Genomic DNA, 14,708 nt, shown 5'->3' with positions numbered 1-14,708 from the left:
GTAAGAAGCTCACCCGCCCCCAGGAAACCATGCGCGGCACCGACACGTTCACCGAGAGTTTGTTTTCCGTGCGCAAGCTGGACGATTTCGTTCCGACCTTGCATCCGCTGCGCTCGATTCGCGTCATGGCGAACGAGGCGCTGGCGAAGATGGATCGGATGTTTGCCGGGATGTACGAGGCCGACATCAAGGGAGGCCGGCCGAGCATCGCGCCGGAGAAGCTGCTGCGGGCGATGCTGCTGCAGGTGCTGTACAGCATCCGGTCTGAACGTCAGCTCATGGAGCAAACGCAATACAACCTGCTGTTTCGGTGGTTTATTGGTCTGTCGATGGACGATTCAGTCTGGGTGCCGACGGTGTTCACGAAGAATCGCGAGCGTCTTATCCGGCACGATGCGGTGGTCGAATTCTTCAACGAAGTGCTGTCCATCGCGCAGAAGAAGAACTGGTTGTCGGGCGAGCACTTCAGCGTGGACGGCACGCTGATCCAGGCGTGGGCGGGACACAAGAGCTTTGTGCGCAAGGACGGTGACGACCGGGATAACGACGGTGGCAGCGGCGAGGGCGACTTCAGGGGCAGCAAGCGGAGCAACGAAACGCACGAGTCGAAGACCGATCCCGATGCACGGCTTTACCGCAAGGGCAAAACAGCCAGCGAATTGCGTTACATGGGCCACACGCTGACCGACAACCGCCATGGGCTGGTCGTCAACGCCCGCGTCAGTTGTGCTGACGGACATGCCGAACGGGAAGCGGCCAAGGTCATGATCAACGATGCGCGGCAAGCCGCGACCGATGCGGCGGCGCAAATCACGCTGGGCGCGGACAAGGGTTACGACGCAGAGGAATTCATCGAAGCTTGCCAGCAGATGAAGGTCACGCCGCACGTGGCGCAGAACACGTCGGGTCGCCGTTCTGCCGTGCCCGACGAGATTGCGCGCAGCGTGGGCTACGCGATATCGCAGCAAAAGCGCAAGCTGATCGAACAAGGCTTTGGGTGGGCGAAGACCGTGGGGCGCATGCGCCAGGTGATGGTGCGCGGGTTGAAGAAAGTCGACCAGATGTTCGTGTTGAACATGGCCGCCTACAACCTCGTGCGCATGCGTTCGCTAGGACAGGTCCGCCCGTAGTGGCAGCGATTGCGGTAATGAGGCGAAAACAGGCTTCAAATTGTCGAAAAATAAGCTGCATTCACGTTGAAATTTCGCAATGCAGAAAATTGTGCGGCGGTAGCCGCGCAGAGCGATGGACGTTGCTTTTGGAGGGGTGTATTTCCGCAGCCTGTTAGGCCAGGTCCCGCTTTTTTTGGTCAAACCGTTCGATCAACCCATGCGGCTCAATCCACCAGCACGATCCGCTTGATATCGCCGACGATAAAGATGTACGACAGCGCGCCGATCAACGCGATCGCGCCGATGAACACCAGCGCGCCGACAAACGAGCCGGTTGCCGCAACGATGAAGCCCACCACTAGCGGCGTGACGATACCGGCCAGATTGGCGGCAAAGTTGAAGATACCGCCGGTCACGCCGAGCAGGCCGTCAGGCGCAATGTCCGACACCAGCGTCCAGCCCAGCGCCGCCATCCCCTGCGCGAAAAACGCCACCGACAGAATCACGATCACCACCACGTTGCTCTCGACATAGTTGGCGAGAATGATCGTCGATGCGAGCAGCAGGCCGGCAATGATCGGCAGCTTGCGCGCCACGTTCGGTGACTTGCCGCGCCGCAGCAGCCAATCGGAGAAGATGCCGCCGAACATCACGCCGATCGACGCGGCAATGAACGGCATGATCGCGAAAAAACCGATCTTCAGCCACGCCATATGGCGTTCAGTGGCGAGGTAGGTGGGGAACCAGGTGAGGAAGAACACCAGCGTCGAGTTGCCGGCAAACTGGCCGAGGCAGATGCCGGTCAATTGACGATGCTTGAGCAGGCGTCCAATGGTGCGCCATTCGAAGCCGCTCTTTCCCGCAGTGGCTGCTGCAGCCGATGCGGCCGGTGCGGAGGAAACATCGGCGTCCTTCTTCCGGTGCGTCAGACCGCCGCCTGCTTCGATATAGTCGAGCTCCGCCTGATTGATGGACGGATGATCCTGTGGCTCGCGATAGAACATCCACCAGATCACGCCGAACACGAGGCCCACGCCGCCCACCACGTAGAACAGCGAGCGCCAGCCGAACGCGCCCATCAGCATAAACAGGAAAGGGCTGAAAAACGCGAGGCCGATATATTCGCCGACTGTGTAGGTACCGGTCGCCATCGCGCGTTCGCTCTGCGGAAACCAGGTGGCCACCACGCGGCTATTGGTCGGAAAGCACGGCGCTTCCGAGACGCCGAGGCCGAGCCGGAACACGAACAATGCGCCGATGCCATGCACGAGGCCTTGCGCCAGCGTGCACAGCGACCAGAACGTCATCGACAGGAAATACGTGAGCTTGCTGCCGAAGCGGTCGAGAAAGAGGCCGCCCGGAATCTGCGAGACCACATAGCTCCACGAAAACACGGAGAACAGCAGCCCCATGAGCGCGGCGTTGATGCCAAGTTCCTTGGTCAGCTGCGGCGCCGCGATGCCGAGCACCGTGCGGTCCAGATAGTTGATCATCGTGCCGACCGCCAGCAGCGAGAGAATCTGATAGCGGGCTTTCGAGCGGCGCGCGGTGCTCGCCGTGGCAGCCGTTTGGCGAGTTGCCTCGGCGGGTGTGGAATGAATAGGTTGCGGCATGGCGTCTCTGTCTCCTCGGTCGGTTTACGTACCGGATATGTATGGCTCGCGTGTGGTTCGTGTACGGCAGGCCTAGCGTTGCAACAAGGACTGGAAATGCGTGTAAACGCGCTCGGCGTCGGGTTCCAGGCCCGTGAAAATGCGCATCGCGTCGACCGCCTGATACACGGCCATCCCGCCGCCGCTCAACGTGCGGCAGCCGAGCGCCTCCGCGGCCTGCAACAGCGCGGTGCGGATCGGGAAATAGACGATGTCCGCGACCCACAAATCGCGGTGCAGCAATTCGGCCGGCAACGGCAAGCCCGGCAATTTCGCCATGCCCGTGGGTGTCGCGTGAATCAGGCCGTTAGCGGTTGCAAGCGTTTCTGCCAGCGAATTGCCGGCACTCACGGTGGATGCGGGGAAACGCTTCTGCAATTCCGCGGCGAGCGATGCGGCGCGCGCGGCGTCCACGTCGAACAGCGTGAGCGTTTGCGCGCCCATCGTCAGCGCGGCATGCGCAACCGCCGCGCCCGCGCCGCCGGCGCCCAGTTGCACGACGCGTTCCAGTGACACGTCCGGCAAGCCGCGTTGAAACGCACGGGCAAAGCCGGACCAATCGGTGTTGTGGCCGATACGTTTGCCGTCCTTGAACAGAACCGTGTTGACCGCGCCGAGTGCGCGCGCGTCGTCGGACAGTTCGTCGAGCAACGGAATGACGGCCTGCTTGCACGGGTACGTGATGTTCAGCCCGTTGAAGCCCATGTGTTCGGCGGCAACGAGCAAATCGGAGAGTGCGGCGACGTCCAGCTTCAACGCTTCCAGATCGATGCGCCGATACACATAGTGCAGGCCGAGCTTGCTACCCTCTTCCTCATGCATCGCGGGGCTGAGCGATCCGCCAATGCCCGAGCCGATCAAACCGACGAGAAAGGATTGCGCGTTCGTTTGCATGTTCGCTTGTGCGTTCGCTTGTGCATTCGCTTGTACGTTCATTTAGCCGCCCTATTCTTAAGGATGACCGCCATCCGCTCCAGAGCAAGCACATAGCCCTGCGTACCGCAACCGACGATGATCGCCTCGGCCACCGCCGACACGTACGAGTGATGCCGGAACGCTTCGCGGCGATGCACGTTTGAAATATGCACTTCGATGACGGGCTTTTCGATCGCGCTGAGCGCATCGGCAATCGCCACCGAGGTATGCGTGTAAGCCGCCGGATTGATCACGATGCCGTCGACCTTGGTGCGAGCCGCATGCAGCCAGTCGATAAGTTGATGTTCCGCATTCGACTGACAGAAGTCGACCGACAGATCCAGCCGCTCGCCTGCTTCGCGGCACAGTTTCGCCACGTCGTCGAGCGTTTCCGAGCCATAGATAGCCGGCTCACGCGTGCCTAGCAGATTGAGATTCGGTCCGTTAAGGACCAGCACCGATGCAAAACTCATGACCACCTCTCCCGCAAAAGTAAGACATAAAGCGGGCCACAGCACTCGCCTCGGCTCTACAACGTGAATGCAGTGTGCGCGCATTGAGCGCAATCGTCATTCGGGGTTTATACGAATTTGTACCATCTAGTTAGTTTGTATAAACTGTCGAAAATTTGCGTAGTTGCGGGCTCTTCAGACTCGCGTCCAGCGAGTTATCGGTAACTGGCTAGACCATTTTTCGCATTGCAGCATAGCGTGCCGCAACGCATGGGGACGCAGCGCAGGGGCCGCCTGGCACCGTCCAACCAGCCGTTTCATTGTTTTTGCAGGAGCCGTTCATGCAACGTTCGATTGCCACCGTGTCGATCAGCGGAACCCTCGTCGAGAAGCTGACCGCAATTCAGGCGGCGGGCTTCGAAGGCGTCGAAATCTTCGAGAACGACCTGCTTTATTTCGACGGCTCGCCCGCCGACGTGCGGCGCATCGCCGAGGATCTCGGGCTGAAGATCATGCTGCTCCAGCCGTTCCGCGATTTCGACGGGGTGAGCCCGGAGCGCCTCGAGCGCAATTTGGATCGGGCGAGGCGAAAATTCGACGTGATGCACGAATTGGGTACGGACCGGATTCTCGTGTGCAGTAACGTTTCGCCCGACACCATCGGCGACGATTCGCTGATGACCGACCAGCTCGGCGCATTGGCCCGCGCGGCCGAAGCGGCCGGCGTGATCGCCGGCTACGAGGCGCTCGCATGGGGCAAGCACGTGAAGACCTACCGCCATGCGTGGAAGCTCGTCAACGCGGTGAATCATCCGAATCTCGGGCTCGTGCTCGACAGCTTTCACACGCTGTCGCTCAACGATACGGTGGATGCGATCGCCGACATTCCGGGTGAACGCATCGCGTTCGTGCAAATCGCCGATGCGCCGAAACTCGCCATGGACGTGCTCGAATGGAGCCGCCATTACCGCTGCTTCCCGGGTCAGGGCGATTTCGATCTGGCCGGCTTCACCGCGCAGGTCGTGAAAACCGGCTACACCGGGCCGCTTTCGCTCGAAATTTTCAACGACGGTTTCCGCGCCGCACCAACCACGATCACCGCAGCGGACGGCCATCGCTCGCTGCTGTTCCTCGAGGAACAGACTCGCGCGCTGCTGGAATCCAGCCGGCAGCCGGTCGGCGAGCTCTATCAATCGCCCGCCGCGCCCGCGCACGTCGGCTACCAGTTTCTCGAGTTCGCGGTCGACCACACCACCCGCGCGCATCTCGTCGACTGGCTCGGCAAACTGCGCTTTCGCCAGGCCGGCCAGCATCGTTCGAAAGAGGTGACGTTGTTTCAGCACGGTGCGGCGTCGATCGTGCTGAACGCCGAACCGGATTCATTCGCCAACGCCTTCTTCCAGCAGCATGGTTTGTCGCTGTGCGCGTCGGCGTTTCGCGTGGACGACGCCAATCAGGCCTTCGAGCGCGCCGCCGGGTTCGGTTACGCACCGTTCTCCGGGCAGATCGGGCCGAACGAACGCGTGCTGCCCGCCGTGCAGGCGCCCGACGGCAGCCTGAACTATTTCGTCGACGAAACACCGGATCAGCCCACCCTGTTCGAAGCCGATTTTGTGCTCACGGACATCAACGGTCCGGCCGAAGTGGGCCCGCTCACGCGCATCGACCACGTCTGCCTGTCCGTGCCGGCGCCTTCGCTGGATACGTGGGTTCTGTTTCTGCGGACCGCGCTCGGCTTCCAGGCCGAGCCGGGCGTGCTGGTGCCCGACCCTTACGGGCTGGTGCGCAGCCGCGCGCTGCGCAGTCAGGATGGTTCGGTGCGGATCGTATTGAACGCCTCGGTGGACCATCACACGGCGGTGGCCGAGGCCTTGCACACTTACCACGGCTCGGGCCTGAACCACGTCGCGTTCAGCACCAGTGACATTTTCAGCGCGATTCCCGAGTTCATCGCCGACGGCCTGCCGGTGCTGCGCATTCCGCGCAATTACTACGGCGACCTCGCCGCCCGCTATGCGCTGCCGGACGAGACGCTCGAGGCGCTGCGGGCGCACAACATCCTGTATGACCGGGACGAGCGCGGTGGCGAGTTCTTCCACGCTTACACCGAACAACTGGATCAGCGCTTTTTCCTGGAGATTGTCGAACGGCGCGGCGGATACGACGGCTATGGCGCGGCGAATGCGGCGGTGCGGCTCGCGGCACAGGCTCAGCGACGCAAATAGGCGCTCCCGGCCGGCAATGCGGGACGGCAGTGGTTTGCGGCCCGCCGCCTGACGCCTGCGGATTCGGGCAGGTCGGGCACGGCCCATGCTTCATCGGCATGAGTGGGCGCGCCGCCCGATATAATGGCGGTTGATCCGCGGCCCCATGCCGCGCACGTTGCCCCCATGCGGGTGTCGAGCGCACCGTCGGCCGAATGACACGCCAGGAGAGATATGAAGAAGTTTGCCGTAGTCCTGTCAGTTCCCCTCCTTCTCGGCGCTTGCGCGTACTTCCAGAAGAATCCGGATGCCGGCGAGCCCGTCACGGACACCACCACGCAGCGCTCGGTCAACGACGTGGTCGCCTGCCTGACGCAAGTGGCGACCAGCCACAACGCCGCGTTCAAGTCGACCGAAATCCCGCAGGGCCAGATGCTCGACTTCGGCGATTCGAATATCGTCAAGGTGCGCAGCGACAACGGCGCGACAACTTACCGCTTCTACGCCGGCAAGCGCCACGTAGGCAATCTGTGGATTGAATCGGCGAGCAAAACCTGCGCGCCGTAAGGTAAGCAAAGGTAATGGTCGGCCCCGTGTAACGGCCTGCAACATGTTCCAGCGCAATCTTTGTGTCACGGTGTTACATCACAATGGTGTCTTAAGAATCGTTTAAGACTTCGTCCGCATGATCCACCCGACACTATTCCGCACAAGGTGCGCTCCATGAATCAGCCCGACCACAACCCGAACGACACGCCTGCACCGGCGAAGCGGCCCACCATTCTGCGTCGCCTGTTGAGCCATCACGAACTGGCGACGCTGCTGCTGTTGCTGCACGCGCCGATCGACGCGTCCGCGAAACCCGAGATTCCCCAGCTTCACGAAGCCGGCCTGATCGAAACGATCTCCGGCGACGAAGGCACTTCGCATATCCGTCTGACGTCTGAAGGCAACGCAATGTTGCGCGGGCTAGGTGTGAAATAAGGCGAGTTTTACATTTTAATTACGCCTGCCATACGCCGTACCCCGCTTCGCGCAGTCCAATCGCCAATTCCACTTCCATATCCTGTGCGCCGCGGTAAGGCATTGGATTGAAAACTTCATACAGTTCGGGCAAGAGGCGCAAGCCGTAATCGCGCACATAGCGATTTGCTTGGATGCCGGCTTTGTGCCGGTCGAATCTCAGATCCGGGTCCAACCCCGTCATTCCCACGTACACGCATGGCTTGTCGAACCGGTAATCCGGATTCGCGCGGCGAAAGCGCGCCTCGTTCCAGACGGTGTCATCCAGCGCGACGACATAGACGCAGTAGTGATGCCTGCGACGAACCATAGGTGCGGCGGCTTAGCTGCGCGAGGTCCCGTGCAGCAGCATCCGGTACTCGGTCGGCGTGACGCCGACGGTCGCCTTGAACTGGCGCGTAAAGGCGCTGTGGTCGGTGTAGCCGCAGAGCGCGGCGACGTCGGTGACCTTGTCGTGCGAGACCAGTAGCGCCGTGGCGGCGTCCAGCCGCGTTTTCAGCAATACCTGGCGCGGCGTCAAATGGAACACCTTGTGAAAGTAGCGCTCCAGTTGCGCCACCGACATATCCGCCATTGCCGCAAGCTGCTTGAGATTTAACGGCTGCACGTAGTTTTCCTGGATGGACTGCACCACCGCGGCGAGCCGGCCGTAAGCGGGATGATTGCTTTCGTCCGCTTTCAGGTCGCGCGAGATGCCGGCGAGGCCGACCACCTTGCCCGCCGGATCGCGCAAGGGCTGCTTGCAGGTCAGGCACCAGCCCGGTTGGCGGCCGGGATACAGGTGCAGTTCCAGCTGATCGATCATCTGGCTGCCGACGCTGATGATCGCTTTGTCCTGGGCCGTGTAAATGCGGCCGAAGCGGCGCGGGAAGACGTCCTCGGCGGTCTTGCCGAGCAAGGCGGCCTTTTCCTTGAAACCACAGCGCGAAGCCAGGGTGCGATTGACCAGTGCATAGCGAGCATGCGCGTCCTTGACGAAGAACACGACGTCCGGCATCGCGTCGAACACGGGCTCGAGCAAAGTGAAATGCGACAGCATGCCGGACAGCGTTGCGTCGTCCGGTTCGAGCGGATGAGCCAGCGTGTTCATCAAGCGGGTTCCGTGGTTGGGGCGGTTGTTCGGGCTGTTGACTCTGCGTCCGTCGGAGCATTGGCTAAAGCATTTAGCGGTTCGCTTACCGGGTGTGCTCGCGCATTCACCCGTGCGTTCGCCGATGCATTCGTTCGCGCAATTGGACGGTTGGCGTGTGCGATTGATTATAGGGCCGCGCCGCCAACGACAATATCCGGCAAGCGTCAGGATACCGGTGTCATTCAGACGGAGCCTGGTCCGCGCTCGCCGCCATCAATGTGCCGATTTGCGCCGGACTGAACGGTGGCCGTGGAGCGCCGGCTTGCCAACCGAAATACAGCCCGGCCGCGGCGCCGCAGATTCGCCCCTGGCATGCGCCCATCCCGCAGCGAGTGTGCTGCTTGGCCTCGCGCCAATCCGGATAGACGCGCACTTCGCCGAGACTGACGTCTTCGCAACGGCAGAGCAACGTGGCATCGTCCGGTGGCGTGCGCGCGGCGGCTTGCAAAGCGAAGGCCGCTTCGACACGCCTCGCGAAACGCCGCCAACGGGCTCGTTGCGCGTCCAGCGCTTCGCGGTTTGCATAGGTGTCGCTCGCGGAGATACTGCTCGCTGGGGTGCTATTCGCAGAGGTGCCGTTCGAAGATACGCTGCGTGCAACGGCGCCGCTTGCCGCGAGACCCGCGATCTCGCCTTCCACAGCCGCCAACTCTGCACCACCGACACCCGTGCACTCGCCTGCCGCCAGCACACCGTCCACTGAAGTCCGCTGCTCACTGTCGACGACAATCTCACCCGCTTCGCCGATCGCACAGCCGAGCGCTTGCGCAAGCGTGATGTTCGGTACAAGTCCATAGCCGCACGCGATACGGTCGCAATCAAGCGTCACGTCCTGCTGGCCGCGCCGGATCATCACGCGCTCGACGCGGCCCTCGCCAACCACTTGCCGGACGATGCTGCCGGTCAAGTAACGCACGCCTGCGAAGCCCCGCGTCATGGCAACGGCTTGCCGCAACTTCACCGGCTCGCTCAACAGAGAGATGCCGAAGCGGGCAACTTCGAGTGCCGACGCCTGCTCCACTACGGCAACGACTTTCGCACCGGCAGCACGCGCGGTAGCGAGCGCGGCGATCAGCAAAGGACCGCTGCCTGCGATCACGACGCGTTCGCCGCGCACCGGCATCCCGCCTTTGATGAGCGCCTGCAGCGCGCCTGCACCGGTCACGCCCGGCAGCGTCCAGCCAACGAACGGCAATAGCCGCTCGCGTGCACCGGTCGCGAGGATCAATCGATCGTAGCTGATCGACACGCCACCATGCTCAGCCGACTCAAGCAGCAAACCGCGCGAACCCAAAGGCGCGATCACGCGGGTCGACGCAAACAACGCGACATGAGTCTGCATCGATAAAGCGTCGAGCAGCGCGTGTAACCGAGCTTGCGGTAGATGGCCGAGACCTTGCCGCCAGATTTGGCCACCGGCGCGCGGATTGTCGTCGAGCAGCGCGACTGTGGCGCCCTCGCGCGCCGCGGCCTGCGCGGCGTTCAAGCCGGCCGGACCGGCGCCTACTACGACGATGTCGACGTGCTGCTGCTTCATCTCGCGCCCGTGGCGCTGGCGCTGGCGCTGGCGCTGGCGCTGGCGTCTGCAACAGTACACACCATCTGCCCTTCGCGACAGAGCGTCTGGCAAGCCAACACATGCGCCCGGCCGTCGATCGTGACGCGGCACTCCTGGCACACACCCATCCCGCACAGCGCTGCGCGGACCTCGCCGCTAATCGACCTCCGCGTGCCGCTCGCGCCCGCCATGACGAGCGCCGCGGCCACGGTCGTACCTGCTTCGACCGTGACACTTCTACCGTCGATCGCCAAATGGAGGCGTGTTGCATTGGCCTTAGTCATGGACCACCTTTTGCGCAAAACGAACCGGCAAGTACGGCTCGACAGGAATCGGCGCCGCGCTCCCCGTGATCTGCGCCGCGAGCAACTTTGCACTCGCCAGCGAGGTCGTCACGCCAAGACCTTCGTGTCCGACAGCGAGCCACACGCCCGGCGCAAAATCGCCGGCCGGGCCGATCAACGGCAATCCATCAGGCGACGCCGCCCGAAATCCAGTCCACGCGCGAATGCCATTGAGTGTCGGCAGGACGGGTAGATACTGCGCGGCGCGCCGCAGCATCTGAGCGAGCACCGGCATGTCGACGGCGGAATCGGTGGTGTCGAACTGGCGCGACGAGCCGATCAGCAACTGCCCCGTAGGCCGTGGCTGCGCATTGAATGCCACCGAGGTGCCGGCCGCATGATGCGCGCTCTTGATGTAGCCGAGCTCGAGCAGTTGATGTCGAATGAGGTCGGGGTAACGATCGGTGATCAGCAGATGACCTTTCTTCGGCTGCAAGGGCAGCGACCCGAGCAGTTGCCGAGCGCCCAGACCGTTGGCAACGATCACATGCGCGGCGCTGATGCGTTCGCCGTCGGCCAGCGTCACGCCGCCAGCACGGATTGCAGTAACCCGCGCGCCGAGTCGCACGCGGATATTCTCGACTCCTGAAGATTGCGTGATCAGCCACTCCGCGACAGTGGGCGCATACACGATGCTGTCGTGCTCGATCCGCAATCCGCCCGCCATCGACTGCGCGAGCGCTGGTTCACACGACCGCAGTTCGGACGCGTCAAGCAGCTGTGCGGAGACGCCCTGTGCTTCGAACGCGGCATGCATGGCGCGGGCGGCTTGCCATTCCTCATCGTCGGCGGCGACCCATAAAGTCCCGCAGCACGCGAACGCGTCGCGCATACGAAGCTGCGGCGCGAGCGCCAGCCACAAGTCGCGCGAATAGTGGCTCAGTGTGAATTCGGCGGGCGAGTCGTTCATCACGACGATATGGCCCATACCCGCCGCCGTCGCGCCGCCGCCGATGCCCTGTTCGTCGACTACCTCGACCCGCATGCCGAACGCCGCCAACTCTGCCGCGCACGCCGCGCCGACTATGCCGGCCCCGACGATCAACGCATCCGCCGTCATGCCGTGGGGATGCCCCACGCAAACGGGTCGCGCTCGTCGAAACACAAACACCCTTCGGCCATGATGTGCGCGTGGCCGGTGATGGTTGGAATCACCGAGACGCCATCATCGGCGTGACGATAGCTCGCCTCGAATACGCTGCCGATAATGCTCTCCTGGTGCCACACCGCGCCTTCGGCGAGCTTGCCGTCGGCGGCGAGGCAGGCGATTTTCGCGCTCGTGCCAGTACCGCAAGGCGAGCGGTCGTACGCGCTGCCCGGACAGAGGACGAAGCTGCGACTGTCGATGCCGTCGTGCGAGCCGGGTCCAAAGAGCTCAATGTGGTCGATCAAGGCGCCGTCTGCGCCGGTGATGCGCTGCGCGGTCAACGCCTCGCGGATTGCCGCGCTGAACACGGTCAGCTCCGCGATACGCGATGCCTCCAGCGTGTGCCCATGATCGGCGACGAGAAAGAACCAGTTGCCGCCCCATCCGATGTCGCCACTCAACAGGCCGTAGCCCGGCACGTCCACCTGCACGCCTTGCCGGTAACGATAAGCCGGCACGTTGCGCACGGCCACGCTGCCGTCCTCGTTGAGCGTCGCTTCGACGATGCCGACCGGCGTCTCGATCCGATGACGCCCGGGGCCGATCCGCCCCATGTGCGCGAGCGAAACGACGAGGCCGATCGTGCCATGCCCGCACATGCCGAGATACCCCACGTTGTTGAAGAAGATCACGCCGGCCGCGCACCCGGGATCGTCCGGCTCGCACAAGAGCGCGCCGACCACCACATCCGAGCCGCGCGGTTCGGTGACAACGCCCGCGCGCCAGTCGTCGAATTGCGTGCGAAATACGTTCAGACGCTGCGCCAGTGTGCCGCCGCCAAGCGCGGGACCACCCGACACCACCAGGCGGGTCGGTTCACCGCCGGTGTGCGAGTCGATGATGTCTAGGGTTTTCATGATGCACATGGTAGGAATGCCCAGCGTCGGCGTCTTGGTGCGCTTAAGCGTGGATAGTGACGATTTCAGCATAGTATTTGCGCCTGAACGCTCACGTTTCACTCTTTGAGACGAGGCGAAGTCCACACCTGAACAACGCATGGAAAACGGACTTAAGAATGCAGCCAAAGCCCTGTCCATGCGACTTCGGCGCACTCCGCTCGCTGTCCCGAATTAGTCGGCTGGCTCGCTCTTACTGGGCTGACGGGCATAGCCACTATGCCGAAATCGTCATTCGCCACGCGTGAATCACGCAAGACGGCGGCATTTTCCCTGCTTACACTGCGCTTCGACTCAACACACTCAGGAGAGCAGTCGTGGCGCATATCTGGGAAGGCGTATGGCCCGCAGTGACCACCAAGTTTCACGCGGATTTCAGCATAGATCGCGAATGGACCGGCAAGAATATCGAGGCACAGATCGACGCAGGTGTGGACGGCATCATCGTGTGTGGATCGCTCGGCGAAGCGTCGACACTTTCGCTGGATGAAAAGCTGCAAGTACTCGACATTGCCGTCGATGCCTCACGTGGACGTGTACCGGTTTTGCTGACGATCGCTGAGAACAGCACGCTCGACGCATGCCGTCAGGCCGAAGCCGGCAGCCGGCACGGCGCCGCCGGTTTCATGGTGCTGCCCGGGTTGCGCTATCTGTCCGACCGGCGCGAGACGCTGCACCATTTTCGCAGCGTTGCCGATGCAAGCGCGCTGCCGTTGATGATCTATAACAATCCGCTGGCCTATGGCGTCGACATGACGCCCGAGATGTTCGCGGAAATCGCCGACGAAAAGAAGATCGTTGCGATCAAGGAATCATGCGGCGATGTGCGGCGCGTGACCGATCTGATCAACGTGGTCGGCGACCGCTTCGCGATCCTGTGCGGGGTCGACAACCTTGCGATGGAAGCGCTATTGATGGGTGCGCACGGCTGGGTGGCCGGTCTCGTATGCGCGTTTCCGCGCGAGACGGTCGTGATTTACAAGTTATTGAAGGCGGGCCGTCTTGAAGAAGCGCGAGCGATCTATCGCTGGTTCGCGCCCCTGCTCGCGCTCGACGTCTCGTCGAAACTGGTGCAAAACATCAAGCTGGCCGAGACGATTGTCGGGCTGGGCACGGAGCCGGTCCGGCCGCCGCGCCTGCCGTTGGCCGGGGACGAGCGCAAGGCTGTCGAAGCGCTGATCCGCCGGGCGATCGAAATCCGGCCGACGCTGCCGCAGGTTTAAGCTGCGGCACGTTCAGGCTGCCTGCTTCTGCGCATCCGTTTCGGCCTGCCGCAGGTGCAGCAACCGATAGCCGCTCTTGTAAACGGGTTGAAGCCGAAAGTCGTTTTGCGGCTCGATCTCGAGCAGCAGGCGCAGGCGTGACACGTGGCTGTCAATCGTGCGGGTGAACTCGCGGAACTTACGGCCCCAAAGCATCGCGAAGATATGGTCGCGCGACATCACGCGGCCAATATTGGAAAAGAACAGCGACGCCAGCCGGTATTGCGTACCCGATAGCGGGACCGGCTGGCCGCGCAGCATGACAAGCTGGCGATGCGTATCGAAACGTTATGGCCCCCGCATCGCACGATTCTGTCGCAAAAACATAGGTTTACGGCAGTTTGTTGGGGCAAGAACCGAATGTAAAAACAAGCTGACACGTCCTAATAAAATCAATCACTTACGAAGGGTTATGAACAGGGCGCCAAGGGTCGGCAGCTCTCCGTCTCCGTGTAATGAGCGCCGCAAATATAATGCAACCAGCGCGCGTGGAGATCCTCCAAGACGCAAACTCGACCGTGGCCAATCGTGTCACTATCGTGGTCGGCAAAAGCTGCTTCCCTTCTGCTCCCTGCGGGAGGATTACTACGGAGAACGCTGATGAGCAAGAAGTCCCCCGCCGACAATGTCGACGAGCCGACTGCAACCACCGAAGCCACGCTGGTTAGCCTGTCAAAGCAGATCAATGAATTTGTCCGGGAAGGGACACTTGACAGTCGTTTCGCGGCGAAGCTTGCGAAGCGACTGAAAAAGGAAGCCGAAACCATTTCGGAAAGTGGCAAGGGGACGAAGCCGGGTCAGAACAAGTTGCAGAAGGCTTTCGACGCGCTGGATGTATCGCTGCGCGACCACGATGCAAAGTTGCTTGTCGCGGCGAACGCAGCGCTCCGCACATCCGACGACGTAGCCGGTGTCAGAAAATCGCCGTAACGGCAAAGAGACGAGGCAGGTAGGTGAGGTACCGTTGATGCAGCAGCACCCGCGGACCGCCAGATAAAGGTTTGAGCGACG

15 protein-coding genes and 1 pseudogene are annotated in these 14,708 nt (G+C 62.3%); 6 read left to right on the top strand and 10 right to left on the bottom strand.

What is annotated here, in order from left to right:
• Positions 1–29 precede the first annotated feature (29 nt).
• The gene (locus B0G76_RS22685; RefSeq protein ID WP_120294527.1) at positions 30–1,130 is read left to right on the top strand and encodes an IS5 family transposase; all 1,101 of its coding nucleotides are present in this window, start codon (positions 30–32) and stop codon (positions 1,128–1,130) included.
• A 206-nt stretch (positions 1,131–1,336) separates the two neighbouring features.
• Here the strand turns inward: B0G76_RS22685 and B0G76_RS22680 are convergent, their stop codons facing one another.
• The 3 genes from B0G76_RS22680 to aroQ all read right to left on the bottom strand — a co-directional run bounded on the left by B0G76_RS22680 (position 1,337) and on the right by aroQ (position 4,152).
• Positions 1,337–2,725: an MFS transporter gene (locus tag B0G76_RS22680; protein WP_120294526.1), complete on the bottom strand. Its 1,389-nt coding sequence runs from the start codon at positions 2,723–2,725 to the stop codon at positions 1,337–1,339.
• A gap of 72 nt (positions 2,726–2,797) precedes the next feature.
• The gene (locus tag B0G76_RS22675) at positions 2,798–3,700 is read right to left on the bottom strand and encodes a shikimate dehydrogenase (RefSeq protein WP_120294525.1); all 903 of its coding nucleotides are present in this window, start codon (positions 3,698–3,700) and stop codon (positions 2,798–2,800) included.
• Entirely contained in the window at positions 3,697–4,152 is a 456-nt protein-coding gene (gene aroQ / locus B0G76_RS22670) for a type II 3-dehydroquinate dehydratase (protein WP_120294524.1), read from the bottom strand. Before aroQ ends, B0G76_RS22675 begins: the two co-directional genes overlap by 4 nt.
• Before the next feature lie 320 nt (positions 4,153–4,472).
• Between aroQ and B0G76_RS22665 the strand changes: the two genes are divergently transcribed.
• The 3 genes from B0G76_RS22665 (at position 4,473) to B0G76_RS22655 (ending at position 7,319) form a co-directional block, all read left to right on the top strand.
• Positions 4,473–6,356, top strand: a complete 1,884-nt coding sequence (locus B0G76_RS22665; RefSeq protein ID WP_120294523.1) for a bifunctional sugar phosphate isomerase/epimerase/4-hydroxyphenylpyruvate dioxygenase family protein — start codon at positions 4,473–4,475, stop codon at positions 6,354–6,356.
• A gap of 213 nt (positions 6,357–6,569) precedes the next feature.
• Positions 6,570–6,902 (top strand): hypothetical protein, encoded by a 333-nt coding sequence (locus B0G76_RS22660; protein ID WP_120294522.1) that lies wholly within the window; start codon positions 6,570–6,572, stop codon positions 6,900–6,902.
• A 156-nt stretch (positions 6,903–7,058) separates the two neighbouring features.
• The gene (locus B0G76_RS22655; protein ID WP_120294521.1) at positions 7,059–7,319 is read left to right on the top strand and encodes a hypothetical protein; all 261 of its coding nucleotides are present in this window, start codon (positions 7,059–7,061) and stop codon (positions 7,317–7,319) included.
• 19 nt (positions 7,320–7,338) lie between these two features.
• Here B0G76_RS22655 and B0G76_RS22650 read toward each other — a convergent pair whose 3' ends face one another.
• The 6 genes from B0G76_RS22650 to B0G76_RS22625 form a co-directional block, all read right to left on the bottom strand.
• Positions 7,339–7,668, bottom strand: a complete 330-nt coding sequence (locus B0G76_RS22650; protein WP_120294520.1) for a hypothetical protein — start codon at positions 7,666–7,668, stop codon at positions 7,339–7,341.
• 12 nt (positions 7,669–7,680) lie between these two features.
• Positions 7,681–8,448: an AraC family transcriptional regulator gene (locus B0G76_RS22645; RefSeq protein WP_120294519.1), complete on the bottom strand. Its 768-nt coding sequence runs from the start codon at positions 8,446–8,448 to the stop codon at positions 7,681–7,683.
• 220 nt (positions 8,449–8,668) lie between these two features.
• Positions 8,669–10,027: an FAD-dependent oxidoreductase gene (locus B0G76_RS22640; RefSeq protein WP_120294518.1), complete on the bottom strand. Its 1,359-nt coding sequence runs from the start codon at positions 10,025–10,027 to the stop codon at positions 8,669–8,671.
• Positions 10,024–10,332, bottom strand: coding sequence for a (2Fe-2S)-binding protein (locus B0G76_RS22635; RefSeq protein WP_120294517.1), 309 nt, complete (start codon positions 10,330–10,332; stop codon positions 10,024–10,026). Before B0G76_RS22635 ends, B0G76_RS22640 begins: the two co-directional genes overlap by 4 nt.
• Entirely contained in the window at positions 10,325–11,452 is a 1,128-nt protein-coding gene (locus B0G76_RS22630) for an FAD-binding oxidoreductase (protein WP_120294516.1), read from the bottom strand. The genes B0G76_RS22635 and B0G76_RS22630 overlap by 8 nt, the downstream gene beginning before the upstream one ends.
• A complete protein-coding gene (locus B0G76_RS22625) occupies positions 11,449–12,405 on the bottom strand; it encodes a 4-hydroxyproline epimerase (RefSeq protein ID WP_120296691.1) in 957 nt (318 codons plus the stop codon). Before B0G76_RS22625 ends, B0G76_RS22630 begins: the two co-directional genes overlap by 4 nt.
• Before the next feature lie 347 nt (positions 12,406–12,752).
• On the opposite strand from B0G76_RS22625, the gene B0G76_RS22620 reads away from it, so the two are divergent.
• A complete protein-coding gene (locus tag B0G76_RS22620; RefSeq protein WP_120294515.1) occupies positions 12,753–13,658 on the top strand; it encodes a dihydrodipicolinate synthase family protein in 906 nt (301 codons plus the stop codon).
• A gap of 12 nt (positions 13,659–13,670) precedes the next feature.
• Here the strand turns inward: B0G76_RS22620 and B0G76_RS22615 are convergent.
• Positions 13,671–13,982: pseudogene (locus B0G76_RS22615) on the bottom strand (helix-turn-helix domain-containing protein); the annotation flags it as partial.
• Positions 13,983–14,297: 315 nt separating this feature from the next.
• On the opposite strand from B0G76_RS22615, the gene B0G76_RS22610 reads away from it, so the two are divergent.
• Positions 14,298–14,627 (top strand): hypothetical protein, encoded by a 330-nt coding sequence (locus B0G76_RS22610; protein ID WP_120294514.1) that lies wholly within the window; start codon positions 14,298–14,300, stop codon positions 14,625–14,627.
• Positions 14,628–14,708: the final 81 nt, after the last annotated feature.

The sequence above is a fragment of the Paraburkholderia sp. BL23I1N1 genome (assembly GCF_003610295.1).
Taxonomy (GTDB): domain Bacteria; phylum Pseudomonadota; class Gammaproteobacteria; order Burkholderiales; family Burkholderiaceae; genus Paraburkholderia.
Note: the sequence above shows the minus strand (reverse complement) of the source record. Positions and strands in the feature narration are given on the sequence as shown.

Coding starts and splice junctions, on each gene's coding strand:
- B0G76_RS22685 (WP_120294527.1), top strand. CDS start 30: ATGCGCGGCACCGACACGTTCACCGAGAGTTTGTTTTCCGTGCGCAAG.
- B0G76_RS22680 (WP_120294526.1), bottom strand. CDS start 2,725: ATGCCGCAACCTATTCATTCCACACCCGCCGAGGCAACTCGCCAAACG.
- B0G76_RS22675 (WP_120294525.1), bottom strand. CDS start 3,700: ATGAACGTACAAGCGAATGCACAAGCGAACGCACAAGCGAACATGCAA.
- aroQ (WP_120294524.1), bottom strand. CDS start 4,152: ATGAGTTTTGCATCGGTGCTGGTCCTTAACGGACCGAATCTCAATCTG.
- B0G76_RS22665 (WP_120294523.1), top strand. CDS start 4,473: ATGCAACGTTCGATTGCCACCGTGTCGATCAGCGGAACCCTCGTCGAG.
- B0G76_RS22660 (WP_120294522.1), top strand. CDS start 6,570: ATGAAGAAGTTTGCCGTAGTCCTGTCAGTTCCCCTCCTTCTCGGCGCT.
- B0G76_RS22655 (WP_120294521.1), top strand. CDS start 7,059: ATGAATCAGCCCGACCACAACCCGAACGACACGCCTGCACCGGCGAAG.
- B0G76_RS22650 (WP_120294520.1), bottom strand. CDS start 7,668: ATGGTTCGTCGCAGGCATCACTACTGCGTCTATGTCGTCGCGCTGGAT.
- B0G76_RS22645 (WP_120294519.1), bottom strand. CDS start 8,448: ATGAACACGCTGGCTCATCCGCTCGAACCGGACGACGCAACGCTGTCC.
- B0G76_RS22640 (WP_120294518.1), bottom strand. CDS start 10,027: ATGAAGCAGCAGCACGTCGACATCGTCGTAGTAGGCGCCGGTCCGGCC.
- B0G76_RS22635 (WP_120294517.1), bottom strand. CDS start 10,332: ATGACTAAGGCCAATGCAACACGCCTCCATTTGGCGATCGACGGTAGA.
- B0G76_RS22630 (WP_120294516.1), bottom strand. CDS start 11,452: ATGACGGCGGATGCGTTGATCGTCGGGGCCGGCATAGTCGGCGCGGCG.
- B0G76_RS22625 (WP_120296691.1), bottom strand. CDS start 12,405: ATGTGCATCATGAAAACCCTAGACATCATCGACTCGCACACCGGCGGT.
- B0G76_RS22610 (WP_120294514.1), top strand. CDS start 14,298: ATGAGCAAGAAGTCCCCCGCCGACAATGTCGACGAGCCGACTGCAACC.